General features: G+C 64.0%; 21 protein-coding genes. 13 read left to right on the top strand and 8 right to left on the bottom strand.

Translation table 11 applies throughout. The features are described from left to right. Positions 1 to 205 precede the first annotated feature (205 nt). From ACFU5V_RS28545 to ACFU5V_RS28520, 6 genes are all read left to right on the top strand, one after another. Complete coding sequence (locus ACFU5V_RS28545) at positions 206 to 499, top strand: hypothetical protein (RefSeq protein WP_378703252.1); 294 nt, start codon at positions 206 to 208, stop codon at positions 497 to 499. Positions 500 to 1,188: 689 nt separating this feature from the next. Beyond that, positions 1,189 to 1,566, top strand: coding sequence for a hypothetical protein (locus ACFU5V_RS28540; protein WP_378703251.1), 378 nt, complete (start codon positions 1,189 to 1,191; stop codon positions 1,564 to 1,566). Further along, positions 1,541 to 1,867, top strand: a complete 327-nt coding sequence (locus ACFU5V_RS28535) for a hypothetical protein (RefSeq protein WP_378703250.1) — start codon at positions 1,541 to 1,543, stop codon at positions 1,865 to 1,867. Before ACFU5V_RS28540 ends, ACFU5V_RS28535 begins: the two co-directional genes overlap by 26 nt. A gap of 199 nt (positions 1,868 to 2,066) precedes the next feature. Then, on the top strand, positions 2,067 to 2,990 hold the full coding sequence (locus ACFU5V_RS28530; protein ID WP_378703249.1) for an IS110 family transposase: 924 nt from the start codon (positions 2,067 to 2,069) through the stop codon (positions 2,988 to 2,990). 238 nt (positions 2,991 to 3,228) lie between these two features. Next, positions 3,229 to 3,357: a hypothetical protein gene (locus ACFU5V_RS28525; protein WP_378703248.1), complete on the top strand. Its 129-nt coding sequence runs from the start codon at positions 3,229 to 3,231 to the stop codon at positions 3,355 to 3,357. Next, a complete protein-coding gene (locus ACFU5V_RS28520) occupies positions 3,358 to 3,576 on the top strand; it encodes a hypothetical protein (protein ID WP_378703247.1) in 219 nt (72 codons plus the stop codon). Between the two features lie 233 nt (positions 3,577 to 3,809). Here the strand turns inward: ACFU5V_RS28520 and ACFU5V_RS28515 are convergent, their stop codons facing one another. The 5 genes from ACFU5V_RS28515 to ACFU5V_RS28495 form a co-directional block, all read right to left on the bottom strand. Then, the gene (locus ACFU5V_RS28515) at positions 3,810 to 3,941 is read right to left on the bottom strand and encodes a hypothetical protein (RefSeq protein ID WP_378703246.1); all 132 of its coding nucleotides are present in this window, start codon (positions 3,939 to 3,941) and stop codon (positions 3,810 to 3,812) included. A gap of 203 nt (positions 3,942 to 4,144) precedes the next feature. Further along, positions 4,145 to 4,270: a hypothetical protein gene (locus ACFU5V_RS28510; protein WP_378703245.1), complete on the bottom strand. Its 126-nt coding sequence runs from the start codon at positions 4,268 to 4,270 to the stop codon at positions 4,145 to 4,147. 385 nt (positions 4,271 to 4,655) lie between these two features. Next, positions 4,656 to 4,964, bottom strand: coding sequence for a Dabb family protein (locus ACFU5V_RS28505; protein WP_378703244.1), 309 nt, complete (start codon positions 4,962 to 4,964; stop codon positions 4,656 to 4,658). A gap of 562 nt (positions 4,965 to 5,526) precedes the next feature. Beyond that, positions 5,527 to 5,721 (bottom strand): hypothetical protein, encoded by a 195-nt coding sequence (locus ACFU5V_RS28500; protein ID WP_378703243.1) that lies wholly within the window; start codon positions 5,719 to 5,721, stop codon positions 5,527 to 5,529. Between the two features lie 320 nt (positions 5,722 to 6,041). Further along, the gene (locus ACFU5V_RS28495; RefSeq protein ID WP_378703242.1) at positions 6,042 to 7,649 is read right to left on the bottom strand and encodes a GMC family oxidoreductase; all 1,608 of its coding nucleotides are present in this window, start codon (positions 7,647 to 7,649) and stop codon (positions 6,042 to 6,044) included. Positions 7,650 to 7,941: 292 nt separating this feature from the next. Here ACFU5V_RS28495 and ACFU5V_RS28490 point away from each other — a divergent pair, with 292 nt between their 5' ends. The 3 genes from ACFU5V_RS28490 to ACFU5V_RS28480 all read left to right on the top strand — a co-directional run bounded on the left by ACFU5V_RS28490 (position 7,942) and on the right by ACFU5V_RS28480 (position 10,677). Beyond that, complete coding sequence (locus ACFU5V_RS28490; RefSeq protein ID WP_378703241.1) at positions 7,942 to 8,823, top strand: SDR family NAD(P)-dependent oxidoreductase; 882 nt, start codon at positions 7,942 to 7,944, stop codon at positions 8,821 to 8,823. Between the two features lie 240 nt (positions 8,824 to 9,063). After that, positions 9,064 to 9,840: an SDR family NAD(P)-dependent oxidoreductase gene (locus ACFU5V_RS28485; protein WP_378703240.1), complete on the top strand. Its 777-nt coding sequence runs from the start codon at positions 9,064 to 9,066 to the stop codon at positions 9,838 to 9,840. Positions 9,841 to 9,921: 81 nt separating this feature from the next. Beyond that, entirely contained in the window at positions 9,922 to 10,677 is a 756-nt protein-coding gene (locus ACFU5V_RS28480) for an SDR family oxidoreductase (RefSeq protein ID WP_378703239.1), read from the top strand. A 104-nt stretch (positions 10,678 to 10,781) separates the two neighbouring features. Here ACFU5V_RS28480 and ACFU5V_RS28475 read toward each other — a convergent pair whose 3' ends face one another. The 3 genes from ACFU5V_RS28475 to ACFU5V_RS28465 are packed head-to-tail and all read right to left on the bottom strand — an operon-like array spanning position 10,782 to position 13,067. Beyond that, positions 10,782 to 11,657 (bottom strand): alpha/beta fold hydrolase, encoded by an 876-nt coding sequence (locus ACFU5V_RS28475; RefSeq protein ID WP_378703238.1) that lies wholly within the window; start codon positions 11,655 to 11,657, stop codon positions 10,782 to 10,784. Next, positions 11,654 to 12,580, bottom strand: a complete 927-nt coding sequence (locus tag ACFU5V_RS28470) for a hypothetical protein (protein WP_378703237.1) — start codon at positions 12,578 to 12,580, stop codon at positions 11,654 to 11,656. The genes ACFU5V_RS28475 and ACFU5V_RS28470 overlap by 4 nt, the downstream gene beginning before the upstream one ends. Before the next feature lie 10 nt (positions 12,581 to 12,590). Then, positions 12,591 to 13,067 (bottom strand): Zn-ribbon domain-containing OB-fold protein, encoded by a 477-nt coding sequence (locus tag ACFU5V_RS28465; protein WP_378703236.1) that lies wholly within the window; start codon positions 13,065 to 13,067, stop codon positions 12,591 to 12,593. 62 nt (positions 13,068 to 13,129) lie between these two features. Here ACFU5V_RS28465 and ACFU5V_RS28460 point away from each other — a divergent pair, with 62 nt between their 5' ends. Genes ACFU5V_RS28460 through ACFU5V_RS28445 form a run of 4 tightly spaced genes read left to right on the top strand, consistent with a single transcriptional unit; the run spans position 13,130 to position 17,429 of the window. After that, positions 13,130 to 14,314, top strand: coding sequence for a thiolase family protein (locus ACFU5V_RS28460; protein WP_378703235.1), 1,185 nt, complete (start codon positions 13,130 to 13,132; stop codon positions 14,312 to 14,314). 40 nt (positions 14,315 to 14,354) lie between these two features. Further along, positions 14,355 to 14,834 carry a VOC family protein gene (locus ACFU5V_RS28455; RefSeq protein ID WP_378703234.1) on the top strand — a complete coding sequence of 160 codons (480 nt, stop codon included), beginning with the start codon at positions 14,355 to 14,357 and terminating at the stop codon, positions 14,832 to 14,834. 34 nt (positions 14,835 to 14,868) lie between these two features. After that, on the top strand, positions 14,869 to 16,623 hold the full coding sequence (locus ACFU5V_RS28450; protein ID WP_378703233.1) for a thiamine pyrophosphate-binding protein: 1,755 nt from the start codon (positions 14,869 to 14,871) through the stop codon (positions 16,621 to 16,623). A gap of 23 nt (positions 16,624 to 16,646) precedes the next feature. Beyond that, the gene (locus ACFU5V_RS28445) at positions 16,647 to 17,429 is read left to right on the top strand and encodes an enoyl-CoA hydratase/isomerase family protein (RefSeq protein WP_378703232.1); all 783 of its coding nucleotides are present in this window, start codon (positions 16,647 to 16,649) and stop codon (positions 17,427 to 17,429) included.

Below are 17,429 nucleotides of genomic sequence, written 5' to 3'. Positions count from 1 at the left end.
AATCCACGAAGAGCGGCCCGAGTATCCAGATCCAGAGCGGACATACCACTGTGAATGTGATGACAGGCCAACTTCGTGGTGGGGTGGGGTGTTTCCCCTCCTGGGTGGGTGAACTGACCCCTCGGGTTGCTTCAGATCGGGCGCTGGAGTGGGCAGAGTTGTACCTGTCACCGACGCACTTCCCCGACATCCTCAGGAGAACTGAATGATCAACGCCCGCCGAACCGTTGCCGCTATCGCCTTTACTGCCTTTTCGGTTCTGGGTGCGGTCGGGGCGGCGTCCGTCGCTCAGGCCGAGCCGATCGGTCCGAACGGTCCCACCGGTGGGCCGTGTCCGATCGTGAACACGGACTCGCAGGGCAACGAGACGGTGACGTACGGCAAGCCTGGCGATCGCAATGGCGCCCTGGTGTGCGGTGCGGACGGCGAATGGACCGTGGGCAAGACAAAGGGCAATCCCGGGCAGATCCAGACCCGGCCCGGACTCTCACGCGGATAACCGACAGCAGCCTCCACAATCCCTTCTCAACGCAGTGCCCCGCATCGATGTCGATGGGGGGCGCTCTCGTCGGGAGGGACGTGTCGTCAGGCCTGGTAGACGTGGTGTGCGGGCTCATCCTCGTCTACGAATCCAGTGGATACCGTCGGCGCCCGGCAGGTACGGATTCGGTACGTAGCAGGGGGAAAACTCACCCGTGTGCCACGCGCCGGGCACCACATGGGGATCGTCCGGGGTGAATCCTGATCGCACAGTCGGCAGATGCTCTTGCCACCCGACCACGTGCGATGCCTCTCTAAACCACACGCGCACAACCAGGGTCATCCACGAGTCGGCCCATTCCAGGCTCTCGACCTCATACACCCCCGCGTCCGGGTGCCGATCGGTCAACATCCTCGTCAGTGCGGACACGAACTGCATCTCCCAGTCCGCCGCTCGAAGTCGCCGTGCCGTTCCGGGGTGCTGTCGGGCATCTCCTCGTAGGTGCCCTGGTAGAGGTGCTGCTGTTGGTCGGGTCGATCAGAGTCCCCATCGCGATCCATTCGGTCGGTCTCGCAGCTCGTCGTGGTTCGCGACCGGTGCGTGCATCCGGTGCCGATCGATGGCCGGTTCCCTCCCGGATCGCATCCTCACGATGTCACGTTGGAAAGTGATGGAGAAGTGAGACCGCGACGAATGGGGGAGCCGTGATGTACGACCTGCCGATGACCAACCTGCCGGCCGCGCTGGAACAGATCGACAAGGCCAACACCCGACTGGCGCGCACCCCCATCGCCGACCGGTTCACCTACGAACTCGACCCCGACACCCACGAGGAGACCAACGCCCTCGGTATCACCACCGCACAGCAGCAGGTGCGCCTGACCCTGTCCGCCCCGCAGATCGGGTTCGGCGGCTGGGTGTTCGCCGCCCGCCTGGTCGAGGAGGAAGCCGATTACGTCACCTTCTGCGCACCGGGCCAGAACCTCGATGGCTGGAATCGCCCGGACACCCCGCACTACGACTACTCCGGAAAGTTCCGCCGCCGCGCCAAGGAAGTACGTGCTGCGCCACGGCGACACCGGTGAGATCACGCAGGTCGGCGCCTCCTGCATCACGTTGTTCCTCGGGGTGAAGGTCGCCGGACTGTGGACCCTCGAATACGACCTCGACGAGCACCTGCCCGCCCTGGGCGGGCAGAGGTGGGGCGAACCGACAGTCGGTGAGGACCGGTCGCTGCACACACTCGACACCATCGCCCTCGCCCTGGCGTTCTCCGACGGCGGGCGCGGCTACGTTTCCCGCGCCCGGGCCCGCGACCGTGAGATTCCCGACTTATGGTCGTGTCAGCGGTCCGTGGTCGGGTTAGCTGCCCGTAATGTGCCGTAACAGACCGGAAGGGTTGACTCCTGAGATTCCTGTCACCCCATCCTGCGGGTTGACTTTGTGGCGGTGTGTCGCCCCTTCCGGCCTGCGTTCGCGGAGTGACTGAAGGGAGGCGTGACCCCAAGCTGCTGTGAGAGGTACTTGAAGTCGGATTGTCCTCCGCGGATTCCCCAATCCCCAGCAGAGAAGGGAACCGCCTTCCATGATCGTCATCGGCATCGATCCCCACAAGTCCAGCCACACCGCCACCGCGGTCGACCCGGCCACCAACACCGACCTCGGCTCGATCCGCATCGACGCCACCCGCGCCGGCTACAAGACGCTGATCTCCTGGGCCAAGACCTGGCCCACGCGCAAATGGGCGGTCGAGAACGCCGAGGGACTCGGCCACCACCTCGCCCAGTGGCTACTGGTCCTCGGCGAACTCGTTCTCAACGTTCCGACCACCTCCACCGCCCGGATCCGGCAACTCTCCTGCGGCGGCCGACGGAAGAACGACCGCATCGACGCCGCCGCAGCGGCCTGTGTCGCCGTCCTGCAGGGCGACGCCCGCCCGGTGGACCCCGAGGGCCCGACCGACATCCTGGCGCTGCTCGACGAGCGTCGAACGAATATGTCTAACAGTCGGACTCGTCTCGTCAATCAGTTGCACGCGTTGCTGCGACAGCTGTTCGCCGGCGGAGCGCCGACCTCGTTGACCGCGGCCTCGGCCACCACCCTGCTGCGGGGCTTCCGTGCCCGCAGCGGCGTCGACCGAACTCGCGTCGGTCTGTGCCGAGATCTGATCGCCGACATCCGCCGCCTCGATGACCAGCTCGCGGCGAACGAGAAGCAGATGGCCCATACGCTCGACGAGCACGGCACCCGTCTGCGGGAGGTGGACGGGATCGGTGCGGTGACCGCGGCCCGGCTGATCGGTCGCACGGGGCGCGCCAGCAGATTCCCGACCGCCGCGGCCTACGCCAACTACAACGGCTCGGCACCGGTACAGATCGCCAGCGCCGACACCGACCGCCACCGCCTCTCCCGCTACGGCGACCGGCAACTCAACAGCGCGCTCTATACCGTCGCCATGGTCCAGACCCGAATGCCCGCCAGCGCCGGCCGAGCGTACTACGACAAGTAAATCGATGAAGGCAAAACGCCCGCAGCGGCGAGGCGCGCCCTCAAGCGGCACCTATCTGATCACGTCTGGCGCATCATGCTCGCCGACGAGAAACGCCGATACCGACTAAACGAAGCGGATACCGCAAGTGCAGCTTGACAGATAGAGAGGCACCGCGACCGCGGACACCATCGCAGCCGCGGTGTGGGGGCTGGCGTTCATCCGCGACCCGGCGGTGCGCCGCGAACTCTGAGACGGGGTGACCGAGGCGCGGCGGATCCGGGCCGAGCAGCCTGAGCTGATCGACGCCGTCTTGGCCTCCGTCGAGTCCGTCGATGCGGCCAGTGATTACGGGATGAACCTCCGCACCCTGCTCGCCGGGGAGTAGGTGTCCGCGAAGTCGGTCGGGATCGCCGCGTCGCTGGTCGCGGTTTACGCCCGCAAGCAGCAGCTGCGAGCCGAACGCGTCACCCTCGTCCCCGGTTTCATCGCCCCGACCGGTGCCAAGGTCACCGATCTCGACGCCACCGTGACCGTCTCCCGCATCGTCGACGGCCACTACGGCGCCAAGACCTTGCTGGTGCTCGTACCGACGGCAACCCGCTGATCAAGTGGTTCGCCACCGGTGTGCGCGACTACGAGCCCGGCCAGCGGGTGCGGGTCCTGCGCGCCATCGTCAAAGACCACGACACGTTCCGAGACCAGGACCAGACCGTCGTCACCCGAGCCAAGCCTCGAACGCGTCGACCCCGCCGCATGAGCGGGCACCAACCACCAACCGATCGCGCGCCCGGCCTCGACGAGATGCCTGGTCGGCGAGCGGTGCCGCCACCAGCTCGTTCAACGACCGAACCCGACCGGCGCAGTGGGAGCGTTGGCACGGCCACGGTCGGCGGCGATCGTGGCCTGAACACGCTCGGTCGGCAGCGACTCCGCCACGGTGGCAGCGGGCAGTGCCTGCGCGACTGTCACTGCGGCGGACGTCGCCGCGGCCAAACGTCGACGGCTCGGGAGGGGCGGACACCGACTCACGGACGTCCGCGCGCCTGAGGCATCCACTCCGAATACCACGGGGGACGGAGCGTCCTTGCTGCCCCACGACATCGTACAGATGAATTCGGCGACTTCCCTGATACCGGTCGCGGGCCTTCCGGTGCGGTGGGTCCATCCCCGGCTCATCCTTCGGACGAAACGGGTTTACTGCTGCTGACGATGACGACGCCGTCGTGATGGGCGTTGGCGGAGAACGCGTCCAACACGTCCTCGTGCAGGACATCCTTGCCTGCGACCGGGATGTACATGACCTTCTTCGAGCAGTGGTGCGGCGCGAGAAGCAGGTCCCTTCAACTTCTCCGGGGTTCGCGATCGCATCGGGATCCATGACCGTCGGCAACGGGTAGACCCCCCCAACCGTTTCCGACGGCGACGAACGAGGACCTCCATCTGTGAGAAGGCCATCGGGCGACCACCAACCATCCGGGCCGGTCTGTGTCCCGACCGGCGTTGTGCAGCCAAAAATATATATGCAGATACTGAATGCCAAGCGGCCCAATGACCTCATGCTCAAGCCCAGGCAGGTCGCTGAATTAGGGTCGTAGCACTAGCGGTCGATTTGCGAGTTATTCGGCGTTGGCTGTCTGAATTCCTTTGTGGCAGCGATTGCGTCGAGGCGTCGTTGGGGTGGGCTCAGGCGTTGATGTAATAGGCGTGGACGCGCTTGGTGAGTCGTTCTACGGTGTCGATCATCGTTAGGTGAAGCGGATGCGGAACGTAGACACCAACAGCTTCAAGATCTTCGAAACTGATAACCATAGCCGCGTCGACGTCATAATCGGGTACCGGCCAATCAGTGTTGGCGCGCGGACCTGCGTATACCGCGGTAACTCCCGGAACATTGGCGAGTTCCATCGCGCCATCAACAAGTTCCTGGAGATGGTCGGCGTTATCCGGATCTTTGAGCCAGAAGGTGGCGACGTGCTGAATGGTATTGGTCATCTTGTCTGCTCCTTTGATGTAACGCACGGAGTCCAGCACCCGTGCATCCCTTTCTGGATGCGGCTGTGGGCTCGCGTCTAACAGGGGGCCTCCCGCGGACCTGCGGGATGACCGACGAATCAGTGCTGCAAATACGCATTGCTATGCTCGGCGTTGTCGGCGAGTTACCTATTGGACTTCGAGCACGCGGCCAACAGTGAGGTCTCGGCCTTGCGCGAGCCCGGGTGCTTGGATTCACCGGCCAAGGCCGTGGTTGGTCCCGGACCACTGCGAGATCTCGCTCGATACGGAACACATTCGCCGCAGGCCGCCGGCCGGGCCGCCATGATGCCCACCGGCCGGCGGTTCTGCACCCAACCGGTTCGACAATCCGGATGGGAGCGATATGGATGCCTTACCCCGAGAACAAAAGCACTCTCTCCACCGGGATCCAGCTTTCGCTGCTCGACCGTCGCAGCGATCAAGCAGGTGTTACGAAAACCGATATTGCCGACGTTGCTCTGGCACGAGGGTGCGGATCGTGCGACGGTTTTCGAGGATGTTCCACCGGTTGCCGAAGCTGTCACGTCGGCGCGTCGTGGCCGTCTAACCGATAGGCGGAGTGGAGGCTGTTGCGAACTGCTTCGTCACAGCTTGTGTCGTTGATTGCGCGACGAAGTTCTTCAGTAAATTGGGGTTTCGACAGCCCGAAGTTGAGAAAGATCTCATCAGCTGGTGCCCCACCATACGGCATCCAGATCTGCGCGAAGCGGATCATTCTGTGAGCCTCGATCTGAGTGGCAGCGCATCGGAGTCGTGCTCGCTCGTGGAGTATGCGTTGCCGGCGCAGCTTTCGGTACGCGTGCACCTCGTCTTCGACGGAATTTGTTGTGGTCATGGGTGTTCAATTCGGTTGGGGTCCACTAACCGGGCGTGGTCGTGATCGATATGGGGATCTGTAGTCGGGACTACGAGGCGCGACGGACGATTTCTACGCATGGGTGGCAAACGAACTGGCACCGAGCAATAGGGGATGGACGGCACTCCGGAGTTGCACCTCATGTGATGACTGCGGCCGAGAGTCCAGTCGCAATGTGGTCAGAAGGATGCTGCTGGAAGAGAGCTGTGGCGGTGCCTGGCACTGTCGCGCTTGACCAAATCTGCACCCTTCTCCGCGACCATGATCGTTGCGGCGTTGATATTCGAGGACGGGATGAGAGGCATCACCGAAGCGTCGACGACCCGAAGCTGGTCGATACCGAAAACCTTCAGGTCCGGAGCGACCACCCGGCCGATACCTGCCGTTCCACACGGGTGGTGGGCGGTCATGGCCGTTCTACGAACGTGCTCCAGGATCGAATCATCGTCCAGGCTCGTGGGCGCACTGATGGGGGTACTCTTGAGTACCGCGTCCAGCGCCGGAGCCTCGCGGATTTCCAGGAGCTGCCGAATGCCTTCGCAGGTGATCCGACGGTCGCTGTCTGTGGTTAAGTAGTTGTGCCGGATTACAGGTCGGCTGAGCGGGTTGGCGTCTCGCAGAGTGACGGTGCCACGGCTGGTGGGTCGACAAACCCAGCCGCACAGAGAGAAGCCGTCCTTCTCCATCCCGATCATCGCCCCAACCATGGCAGGAACACCGCTCACCTGGAAGTTCGCCGAGATGGCCGATACGTTCGAGCGTACAAATCCTGCCGTTTCGCCCACATTGGAGGAGACCGGGCCTGTTCCGTGGCGTTCGTACTCGGCGAACGCCTCCGGTGTCAGCTGAGACGGAAGCGCTGGAAGCAGAGATTCGAATACCATGCCGACGCGCAGGTGGTCCTGCAGTTCCTGACCGACGGGCAGATCGGCGCGGACGCTGATCCCATGTGCGCGAAGGTGATCGGCCGGTCCGATTCCGGACAGCATGAGCAATTGGGCCGTGGCATACGTGCCGGCACACAGAAGGACCTCGGAGTCGGCGTTGAGGCGAACGCTCCGACCCCCGATCGACACCTCGACTCCGACCACCCGAGTGCCGTCGAAGACCAATACGCTGACGATTGCGTGGGTGGCGACGGTCAGGTTGCCGCGGTGTTTGACCGGATCGAGATAGGCGCGGGACACACTGCAGCGTCGCCCACGACGCTGTGTGACTTGCGGATATCCAACACCTTCGATATCGAAGCTGTTGAGGTCTTCGTTGTAGCGGTGGCCCGCCTCGACGGCTGCGGCAACGAACTTCTCGCTCAGCTCACTCCGATTGCCGCAGTCGGACACCGATAGCGGCCCGGAGTCGTTGTGCAGGCCGCTGCTTCCTCGGGAGTTGTTCTCACATCGCAGGAAGTAGGGCAGTACGTCGTCGAACGACCAGTCGGTGGCACCTGTGGACGCCCAACCGTCGTAGTCGTCGCGGCTGCCGCGTAGGTAGATCATCGAGTTGATCGAGGACGACCCGCCGAGAACGCGTCCATGCGCCAGGGCCATCCGGCGGCCGTTGAGGCCGGGCTCGGGCTCGGTGATGTCGTCCCAGTCGTAGGCGCTCTTCAGGAAGCGAGGCGATGCAATCGGCAAGTCCAGGTCCTGCGCGTCGTCGACTCCACCCGCCTCCAATAACAGAACTGACGTGTCCGAATCCTCCGAGAGCCGGGCTGCCAACACGCTGCCCGCCGAGCCGGACCCGATCACGATGTAGTCGTAGGCCGGTTTCAGCGTCGCCTCATCCATCGTTCGCATTCCTTTCACAAAGTGTCACACTGGCACTAAACATGTGCAATATGCAAGTGTGGCACACGTCACCGCTGCTAGTCACGTTGCCACAGCGGTGGCGAAATGCCCCGCTGCTCACTGCTGGGTTGCGAACGGCGGCCGCCGGCCTCGGTGTCTTTCAGGTGCTCTGCGGACATGGTGGGGCCTGAGTGATCGGGCGCTGATGGACGCAGTACGCAACCGGCGTGGCGGTACTCCGGACCACGTCGTCACGGGGTCAACCCCGAAGGCCTGATGATTGGACAAAGCGATGAACCAGGCAGTGGAACTGTCAGGAATTGACCAAGCGGTGGTCGAGAGGTTCGCTCTCGACGCGATGCCGTTCGGGGACCGAGACCGACCGATAGGTGATCTGCTCGACCTGAGTGGCAGGACTGTGGTGGTCACGGGGGGTGGAGGCGGATGCCTCGGCCAGGCGCTTGTCAACCGTTTCGCGTCGGCGGGCGCAAATGTGGCCGTCCTGGACCTCGAGCTCGATGTAGCCCGCGGGGTGGCGGAAACGGCATCGAAGCGATGGGGCGTGAGAACCTTCGCCACCATTGGTGATGTCACCGACTGGGACGATATTCATAATTCGATGTCTCGAGTTCAGGCGGAGCTCGGCGGCATGGACGTACTGGTGAACAACGCCGGCGGGGCGTTGCGGTCCCACGGGTCGTTCCTTGGTCTGGCACCGGACGCGATCTCGAAGATCATCGCGCTGAACCTCACTGGCACGGCCTTCGCCACGCGAGCTGCGCTAGAGGTCATGCTCCCCGGTAAATCAGGGCGAATTATCAACATAGCGTCCGAGGGCGGGAAGACACGGGTGCCCGGGCTCACCGTCTACAACAGCTGTAAGTCCGGTGTCATCGGATTCACGAGAAATCTGGCGGAAGATCTTAGGGGGACGGGAATTTCCACCGTGGCCTTGTGCCCGGGGGTGATGGTGGGCCCACACGCCCTGGAACGACTACGGGGAGGGGCGACCCCACAGGGTCGCGCCGCACTCGAATATTCATTCGACACACTGAACCTTGGTCGGTACTCGCTTCCCGAGGAGGTGGCAAACATGGCCGTCGTACTCGCGAGCCCGGCAGGCGCCTACACCAGCGGCACGGCAGTGAGTGTAGGGGGAGGCCTCAGCGACTAGTTCTCGTTCGGACTGCGGTCCATTGGGCGCCCCCCGGGGCCATGGCGGCACCCGGCCCGCTCCGGGGTTAGCGGGGGCACAGAGGGGTGTATCGCCCCTGTCGTCCCAGCCTCCGGAATGTCACACTGGCACTAATCGCGTGCTGTATGCCATTGTGGTGCATGTCACCGCGAGTCCTCAGGCTCGCATATTGAGGGTTACAGGCCGTCGGTAGTCCCGGCGTCCCGAAAGGAAGCAGTGATGAGAGGGCTTGACGGGAAGATTTCCGTTATCGCAGGCGCGGCACCTGGAAACATTGGTGCGAGCACCGCACATCGGCTCAGTTCGGAGGGTGCGCACATCGTCGTTGCGGATCTGAGCCAGACGGCAGCGGAGGCTGTCGCTGAAGAGATCAGAGCGAATGGTGGCAAGGCGGTGGCCACCAGCGTCGACCTGTCGGTCGAGGAATCGGTCCGGGACATGGTGGAGTTCGCCAAGGAGGAGTTCGGTGGCGTGGACCACCTGTTCAACGTCGCCGCCGACCTGTCGCCGGGCACAATCGGGCTGGACAGCACGAATGACATCCTCAGTCTCCCGGTCGAGGTGTGGAAGCGCACGATCGACGTCACCCTGACCGGGTACATGTACGGGATCAGGTATGCCATGCCGGTGATGTTCGAGCGAGGGGGTGGCGCCATCGTCAACACGATGTCGGCAGCGGTGTGGAAGGCGGAGGCGATTCGTGCCGCGTACGCCTCGGCCAAGTTGGGCGTGGAGGCGCTGACCCGTCATGCGGCGAAGGTCGGTGGGCGGCGGGGCGTGCGCTGTAACGCTGTTGCACCGGGCACGGTGTTGACCGAAGCGCTCCTGCGGACGCTTCCCGAGGAGAATCGGATGGAGCAGGCTGCGCAGATTCCTTCCACTCGGCTCGGCAAACCGGAGGACATCGCTGCCGCGGTCGCGTTCCTCTTCTCGGAGGACGGGGAATGGATCAACGGCCAGACGCTGGCCGTCGACGGTGGCTTCACCATGCACTGATCCAGGGTGGCACCGACTCTGGAGTTGAGGTGCGCTCGATTTTTGAACAAATACTTTGCCAAACAAAGGTTGGGAGTCTCAATGTCTTTGCCTCACGAGGGCCATGTTGCAGTTGTGACGGGTTCGGCGGCCGGGATCGGTCGTGAGTATGCACGTGGTCTCGCGGGCCAGGGTGCGAAGGTGGTGGTCGCCGATATCGACGTAGACGGTGCGAAGGCGACCGCCGACCTCATTACCTCCGCTGGCGGGATCGCATTACCGGCCGAGGTCGATGTCAGCAGCAGCGAAAGCACGAAGTCGCTGGCCGAGACCGTGCGGAGTGAGTTCGGTGCCGCTCACATCGTGGTGAACAATGCGGCGATCTTCCACAATCTCCGCAAAGATCCGCAGCTGACGGTGGACATCGACTATTGGCGCAAGGTGTTCTCGGTCAATTTGGACGGCGCCCTGTTGGTGACCCAGGCATTTGCGCCGCTCCTCCAGGAGGCGGGGTGGGGCCGTGTCGTGATCCAGACGTCGAGCGCTGCATACATCTCCAGCGGTGTATACGGTGTCACGAAGTTGGCGCTACTATCCCTGATGCGGGGCTTCGCCAAGGAACTCGGCGAATACGGGGTCACTGTCAATGGTATTGCGCCTGGGGCGATCACCACCGAGGCTATGCTCGATACCGTCTCGGAAGATCGTCGGACGCAGCTGCTGCAGGCACAGTTCATCAAGCGGCACGGCACACCGGAGGACCTCGTGGGACCGCTCTTGTTCCTCTGCAGCGATGCCGCGGCGTGGATGACCGGACAGACCCTTGTAGTCGACGGGGGTGCCACCAACCGGTTGTGACAAGAGATCGGTCTGCCCAGCACCACGGTGCTGGGCAGACCGACTGCTGGTTCACGGGCAATGGAACATCTCGGGACCGAGATCTGTGAGCCGGCGGAAGAAGCTCAACTCGCCACGCGCGGCTCAATCTCAGAGAGCGCCTCGAAAATTCCACGAAGGAAGACTTCGTTGGCGTCGCCGGCGACCATATGACGGGCACCCGCCACCGTGATGTCGGCGGTGAGGGACCCCAGTGCACGGAATTGTTCGACGTCCCGCGGAAGGATGACGTCACTGTGCTCGCCCCGGACGACAAGCACAGGTATGGACAGAGCATCGAGCGCGCGGACCGCTGCGCTCATGTCGCGGGCCTGTTTGACATACCAGCCGGGGTTGGCGTAATTGAGCGTGCGCGGATCCCAGTGCCAGATCCAGCGTCCCGTTTCGGGGTTGTGCCGGAGATTGCGACGGAGCCCTTCGTCGTTGGCCTGACGTCGCCGGTGCGGTTGATACGTACGGATCGCCTCCCGTGCCTCGTCGAGGTCGGCGAAGCCATCAGGATTGCCGCGCATAAAACTCACAACGCGAGCGACGCCGTTCATCTGCATGGTCGGCGTGATGTCGACGAGTACGACCGCGCGTATGCCGCGCGGGTCTCCGAGTGCCGATTTTAGGCTCACCACCCCACCCAGGGACGCCCCAACGAGTAGCAGTGGGTCGGCGCATCGGGCACGAAGCTCCGACAAATCCCGTGCGTGATCCGGGAACGCATAGCGTGCCAGGGGGTCCCATGAGCTGGCGCCGTGTCCGCGCAGATCCAGGGCGGCGGTGGTCAGACCTTTCTCGGCGAAGCGCAACCCGGTGTTGCCCCAGGCGTGATGGGTTTGTCCCGCACCGTGAAGCAGGACCACCGCGGGTTGCCCGTCTCCCCACACCTCGCCGGCGAGGTCATTGCTGTCGCCACCGGACCATCGGATGGGCGAGGGGGCGTTGGTACTCATACGATCTCCTTGTCCGCCGACAGATGAAAGTCGAACTGTGCACCGAATGTCATTCGGTGGTCGGGTCGAATGGGTCCGGGTGGCAACTGCTCGTCGATCCAGCCGGCTTCGTGAAGTGCTGCCGCGACAGGCTCGAGGGTGTCTACCTCCAGCGAGATCCCGTATGGCCCTATTCCCCAGGCCTGACGGTAGTCGCGTGCGGGCCCGTCCTCGCCGGCCTCCACCACGTCGAGGACCGCGGAGTTGGGATGATCGAAGGTGAAGGTAGCCACACGATCGGCTCCGCGTCGCCGGACCGCGCTGCTCGGCGACCATCCCAGATTCCGGTCAACAGTTCGAAGAGTCTCTTCGAGGTTGTCGACCAGGATGGAGCGGCGCGAGATTCGGCGTACGGGATGTCCGTCCTGCAACGGCTGGACGGCCTTGTCGACGACGGGAAATCCAAGTGCCGGAATAAATTCCAGGTGCAGTCCGCCGTCCGAACTCGGGTTGTAGACTCCGGGCAGCTCCCGTGTGTACCCGACCCACAGCCGCGGGAAGGGCATCTTCTCCGCGGGTTCGTCTATCCGGAATGTCGCACCGACACGAGAGAGTCGCCGCGCGATCTCGTCGACGTCGAGGACCGCGACCGGGGTCGAGTGCGTCTTGTGCAGTCGAGTGCCCTGTGCCTCGAACATGCGCTGCATGTGTGGGTGATCCAGGTTGAGGTCGGGGGCTGGTGTCGGGGCGATGATCTCGAAGTGTGTGGGCGCTACCGACAGATCGAGGTTGACGCGGCACCAACGCGCGTCAAATCCCCATTCGGGCCAGTCCTGATACCAGATTCCGCGAGGTTCGTAGAGTCCAAGAGGGTTCTGTAGAACGTCGAAGGCCTTCTGTGCGGAGGGGACGAACACGTCGACGGACGCCAGTACTTCGAACATGGCAGCCTCCTCAGGAGTCTCGGACGGGAGTGAACACGGGAAGCGCCAGGCGGTCGCCCTCCGCCGTCTGATGAACGTCGAATCTCACTGCGACGTCCATTCCGACCCGGACCTCTTCCGGGTCGCAGCCCACGATGTTGGTGGTGAGGTGAACCGACTGCTGCTCGCGCAACGACACGATCGCGACGACGTACGGCGGAGGAAAGGCGGGGTGCCACGGATACCGGTTGATCGAGAACGCTTCGACCTGAGCAGATCCCGAAACCGGCTGGGGAGAAACGGAATATGAGAGGCATCTCGAGCAGACGGGGACCGGGGGATGCGACAGGTAGCCGCAGTCCTCGCACGTGGTGATGACAAGCTGACCCCGGAGACCTTCGGTGAAGAACGGCCTCGTTTCCGGAGTGAGCGTGGGAAGTGGGACACCCGGGGTCACCGGATCTCCGGCGCCTGTGGCGGCGCTCTGCGTGTCAGCGGGATGAACCATAACGCCAGAATGTCACAAAATGCATGTAATGTGCCACCATCATTCTAAAAGAGGAGGGCTGGATGCGGGCATCCAACTTCGAAGCAGACTCCGTTATCTCGGGTATCGGCCAGTCGCAGGTTGGCAGGCGCCTGGGGCGCAGCGGTCTCGACCTGACGCTCGAGGCATGCCTCGGGGCCATTGCCGACGCCGGTCTGACCCGTGACGACATCGACGGACTGTGCTCGTGGCCAGGCGAGGTCTACGTCTCTGACGGTTTCAGCGGACCGGGTGTGCCACAGGTTCAAGATGCGCTTCGCTTGAAGTTGCAATGGTTCCATGCGGGCCTCGAGGGGCCGGGGCAGCTCGGCGCCGTCGTCAACGCGATGCTGGCAGTGTCCGCGGGCTTGTGTCGTCATGTCCTCGTCTACCGCACGGTGACCGAGTCGACCAGTCAGATGGGTCCGTCGAGGGCATCCGCCCTCCCCTCCGACACCTCCAAGGCCCCTGCGTACCAACAGTGGATGCTGCCCTACGGTTCGATCTCCTCGGTCACCTGGATGTCGCCCTACGCGACGCGGTACATGCACGAATACGGCATGACGCGTGAGCAACTTGCGCAGATCGCACTCAACGGTCGGCGTAATGCTGCGTTGAATCCCAAAGCGGTCTTCCGTGACCCGATGACGCTCGACGACTACATGTCGGCGAGGATGATCGCCACGCCACTGTGCCTGTTCGACTGTGACGTTCCGGCTGACGGATCCACGGCCGTGATCATTTCCCGTGCAGATGTCGCGCCTGACCTGCGCGTTAAGCCCATCAACATCGCGGCGGCGGGAACTGCACTCCACGGTCGGCCATCGTGGGATCAGCGTGAGGATCTGACCACCATGGCAGCACACGATGCGGCCGCGCACATGTGGAGCCGAACGGACTTGAAGCCGTCGGATGTAAACGTGGCAGGCCTGTACGACGGCTTCAGCATCTTGACGGTGCTATGGCTCGAAGCGCTCCGCTTCGCGGGCAAGGGCGAGGTGGGGTCCTTCATAGACGGTGGCGATCGAATCGGGTTGCACGGCGACCTGCCGCTCAATACGGGGGGTGGGCAACTCTCGGGCGGCCGCCTGCATGCCTTCGGTCATTTGTACGAGGTCGTTACCCAGCTGCGCGGTGACGCGGACGGCCGGCAGGTAGTGGATGCGGAAGTCGGTGTAGTCGCCGCGGGAGGTGGTCCGCTCGCCGGGTGTCTCCTGCTGACACGATAGGCGCTTCACAAAGTCTCACTAGTTGTGACATCATGCAGGCGTGAGTGTTGAGTCATTGACCGGGATTCTCGGTCCCCAGTTCCACACGGGATTGATTGTGGGCAGCATCGACGCCGCCATGGCCGACCTCGGTCCGGCACTGGGATTGGAATGGGCGCCGGTCGTTCGGCGGACAGGCCCCATCCATACCCCGGCCGGGCTGCAACCGCGGGACATGGTGATTACGTACTCCCGCGGAATTGGGCAGCACATCGAACTGGTCGAGTATCTCGACGACACCGCCTACCGCCATATGCAAGGCGGACCCGCCCACCACATCGGGTTCTGGGTCGACGATCTGGTGTCGTCCATGGACGCCTTGGCCGCGCTCGGATTCCCCTCGGAAGCAGCGGGGGCGGGAGACGGCGGCACGGTGAGCGAATTTTCCTACCACTTCAACCGGCACAGCGGAATCTGGATCGAGATCGTCGACGCGGCGGCCCGCCCCGGCATCGAGCGCTGGACCCGTCCGAATCCCTGACACCCCACCGTACATTCGTCAGAAAGAAGGAAGCATGGCCACCGAACGGTTCACCGACACCGACATCCGCGTCAGCGAGGCAGTCGCTCGCGTTCTCGAGGAAGCCGGGATCGACATGATCTTCGGGATCGTCGGAGGCGACAGCTGGATGTTGTTCGACGCCCTCAACGAGCACCGCGACACGATCCGTGCCGTCACGGTGCGCGAGGAGTCGCTTGCAGGAGTGATGGCGGAAGTCTACGGGCGCCTGACGGGCAAGCCCGGTGTCATCTACGGCCAGGGCGCGTGGGTCATCTCAAACGCGCTGCTGGGCACCCTTGAAGCGAAGCTGTCCAGCTCCCCAATGCTGCTCATCGCCGACCTCACCGACGGTCACCCCTTCGCACACCATGGCTACTACCAGACCGGTGCCGGAAACTACGGCGGTTTCGACGCCAAGGCCACCCTCGACGGAGTTACCAAGCGCACCACGGTGGTGACCGAGGGGCCCCAGGCTGTCCAGTCGGTTCAGCTCGCGATCAAGCATGCGACGAGCGGCGAGCGCGGCCCGGTCGCCGTGCTGTTCTCGAGCCGGGCGCTCAAGAGCAAGGTCGGCCCGTCGAACGTTCCGATCATCTACCCCACCGCCCGCTACATCGAGCAGCACAAGCCAGCCGCCCCGGACCGCGACATCGCCGCCCTGGCCGCGCGCCTGGCAAAAGCGAAGAAGCCGGTCATTGTGGCGGGCAACGGCGTTCGCATCAGCCAGGCGTACACACAGCTAGAGAACCTTGCAGTCCGCTGGGGCGCGCCCATCGCCACCTCCAGCAACGGCAAGGGCGTCTTCAGCGAGAAGCACGACCTGGCTCTCGGTGTCTCGGGTCAGTTCGGCACCCCGCTCGCCAATGCCACAATCGCCGCCGCCGATCTGATCATCGTGCTCGGCTCCAAGCTTGCGCCCACCGACACCGCGAACGAGTCACTCGACCTGATCGACCCCACGCGCCAGGACATCGTGCAGGTCGACATCGAGCCCCGGAACGCGGCATGGACCTACCCCGTCGACCAGAGCCTCATCGGTGACATCGCCGCAACCCTGGACCGCCTCGCCGAACTCGATGTCGACCACCTCCCCAGTGCGGAAGAGGTCCAGCACCGGGTCACGTCGCTGCACGCCACGCGTGACGAATTGGGCTGGTTCGACGACGAGAGCAGCTTCGACGATCACTCCCCGCTCCTGCCCGAGCGCGCGGTGAAGGTCCTCAACGACGCACTGCCCGACAACGCCATGATCACCTGCGATGCTGGAGAGAACCGGCTGTTCATGATGCGGTACTTCCAGAGCGGAGGTGCAGGCAACTACCTGCAGTCCGCCGGTGTCGGAGGCATGGGCTACGCGATTCCCGCAGCTCTGGCCGCGAAACTCGTCGACCCGTCGCGGCCGGCGGTCGCGGTCTGTGGTGACGGCGGCTTCGGTATGAGCATGAACGGCATCATGACCGCGTTGGAGCAGGACATCCCGATCATCGTCGTGGTCCTGAACAACAACGTGCTCGGCTGGGTCTACAACGGACTCGGCAAGCGGCGCATCACCGCAGATCTGGGGGAGTACGACTTCGCGGCGGTCGCTCGGTCACTTGGCGCCGACGGCTCGCGGGTCTCGACCCCCGAGGAGTTCTCGAAGGCGCTCGCCGAGGCTCTCGCTTCCAACCGTCCCTACGTGATCGACGTCGCCGTCGCGCTCGATCCGGAGCACACCTACCTCAAGACCGTATCTCCGCTGATGGCCGGCAAGACAAGCAAGTCCTGATGGTTGGACCTGTGGAGGATGTGATGAAGGAACTGACGTATCGCGTCACCGACAGCGTCGCGACGATCACCCTCAACCGCCCGGAGCGGAAGAACGCGTTCACGCTGGAGATGGTCGACGAGTGGTCGGCTCGGCTGCGTGAGGCGCAGGCCGACCCAGCCGTCCGCGTCGTCGTTCTCACCGGGACCGGTGCCTCGTTCTGTGCGGGGGTTGACCTCGACGCCTTTGCGGAGCGGGAACGCACTCCCCTCGCCGAAAAGCGGCTACTCGATGAACGTGTCCATCAGGTCGCTTACGCGGCCGAAGCGCTATCAAAACCCTACATCGCGGCCGTCAGCGGACCGGCGGTCGGGGCCGGCATGGACATGGCGCTCATGTGCGATATCCGGATTGCGGCGGAGTCGGCTCGATTCTCCGAAGGATATGTGCGCGTGGGTCTCGTGCCGGGTGACGGCGGGTGCTACTACCTGCCGCGGATCGTCGGGACGGCCCGTGCGCTCGATCTACTGTGGACCGGCCGCTTCGTCGAAGCCGCCGAGGCACTTGAGATCGGGCTCGTGAGCGACGTGCACCCGGACGCCGAACTCGCCGACGCGGTGACTGAGTACGCCCGCCGGCTCGCCGCCATGCCACCGGTCGCGGTGTCGATGATCAAGCGGTCGGTACGAGACGCGCAGCGCCACGAGCTGCGTGCCGCGCTCGATCTGATCTCATCGCACCAGGCTGTGGTCACCTCCACCGAGGATTCGCGTGAGGCGATGTCGGCCTTCCGCGAGCGGCGCGACCCCGTGTTCGTGGGGCGCTGA

The sequence above is a fragment of the Rhodococcus sp. NPDC057529 genome (genome assembly GCF_042802055.1).
Taxonomy (GTDB): domain Bacteria; phylum Actinomycetota; class Actinomycetes; order Mycobacteriales; family Mycobacteriaceae; genus Rhodococcus_F.
The sequence above is the reverse complement of the archived record's forward strand: the minus strand, read 5'-3'. Positions and strand labels throughout refer to the sequence as shown.

Excerpts from the sequence above, each read along its gene's own strand:
- ACFU5V_RS28545 (WP_378703252.1), top strand. The coding sequence starts at position 206 with ATGATCAACGCCCGCCGAACCGTTGCCGCTATCGCCTTTACTGCCTTT.
- ACFU5V_RS28540 (WP_378703251.1), top strand. The coding sequence starts at position 1,189 with ATGTACGACCTGCCGATGACCAACCTGCCGGCCGCGCTGGAACAGATC.
- ACFU5V_RS28530 (WP_378703249.1), top strand. The coding sequence starts at position 2,067 with ATGATCGTCATCGGCATCGATCCCCACAAGTCCAGCCACACCGCCACC.
- ACFU5V_RS28510 (WP_378703245.1), bottom strand. The coding sequence starts at position 4,270 with ATGTACATCCCGGTCGCAGGCAAGGATGTCCTGCACGAGGACGTGTTG.
- ACFU5V_RS28505 (WP_378703244.1), bottom strand. The coding sequence starts at position 4,964 with ATGACCAATACCATTCAGCACGTCGCCACCTTCTGGCTCAAAGATCCG.
- ACFU5V_RS28500 (WP_378703243.1), bottom strand. The coding sequence starts at position 5,721 with ATGATCCGCTTCGCGCAGATCTGGATGCCGTATGGTGGGGCACCAGCT.
- ACFU5V_RS28495 (WP_378703242.1), bottom strand. The coding sequence starts at position 7,649 with ATGGATGAGGCGACGCTGAAACCGGCCTACGACTACATCGTGATCGGG.
- ACFU5V_RS28490 (WP_378703241.1), top strand. The coding sequence starts at position 7,942 with ATGAACCAGGCAGTGGAACTGTCAGGAATTGACCAAGCGGTGGTCGAG.
- ACFU5V_RS28485 (WP_378703240.1), top strand. The coding sequence starts at position 9,064 with ATGAGAGGGCTTGACGGGAAGATTTCCGTTATCGCAGGCGCGGCACCT.
- ACFU5V_RS28480 (WP_378703239.1), top strand. The coding sequence starts at position 9,922 with ATGTCTTTGCCTCACGAGGGCCATGTTGCAGTTGTGACGGGTTCGGCG.
- ACFU5V_RS28475 (WP_378703238.1), bottom strand. The coding sequence starts at position 11,657 with ATGAGTACCAACGCCCCCTCGCCCATCCGATGGTCCGGTGGCGACAGC.
- ACFU5V_RS28470 (WP_378703237.1), bottom strand. The coding sequence starts at position 12,580 with ATGTTCGAAGTACTGGCGTCCGTCGACGTGTTCGTCCCCTCCGCACAG.
- ACFU5V_RS28465 (WP_378703236.1), bottom strand. The coding sequence starts at position 13,067 with ATGGTTCATCCCGCTGACACGCAGAGCGCCGCCACAGGCGCCGGAGAT.
- ACFU5V_RS28460 (WP_378703235.1), top strand. The coding sequence starts at position 13,130 with ATGCGGGCATCCAACTTCGAAGCAGACTCCGTTATCTCGGGTATCGGC.
- ACFU5V_RS28450 (WP_378703233.1), top strand. The coding sequence starts at position 14,869 with ATGGCCACCGAACGGTTCACCGACACCGACATCCGCGTCAGCGAGGCA.
- ACFU5V_RS28445 (WP_378703232.1), top strand. The coding sequence starts at position 16,647 with ATGAAGGAACTGACGTATCGCGTCACCGACAGCGTCGCGACGATCACC.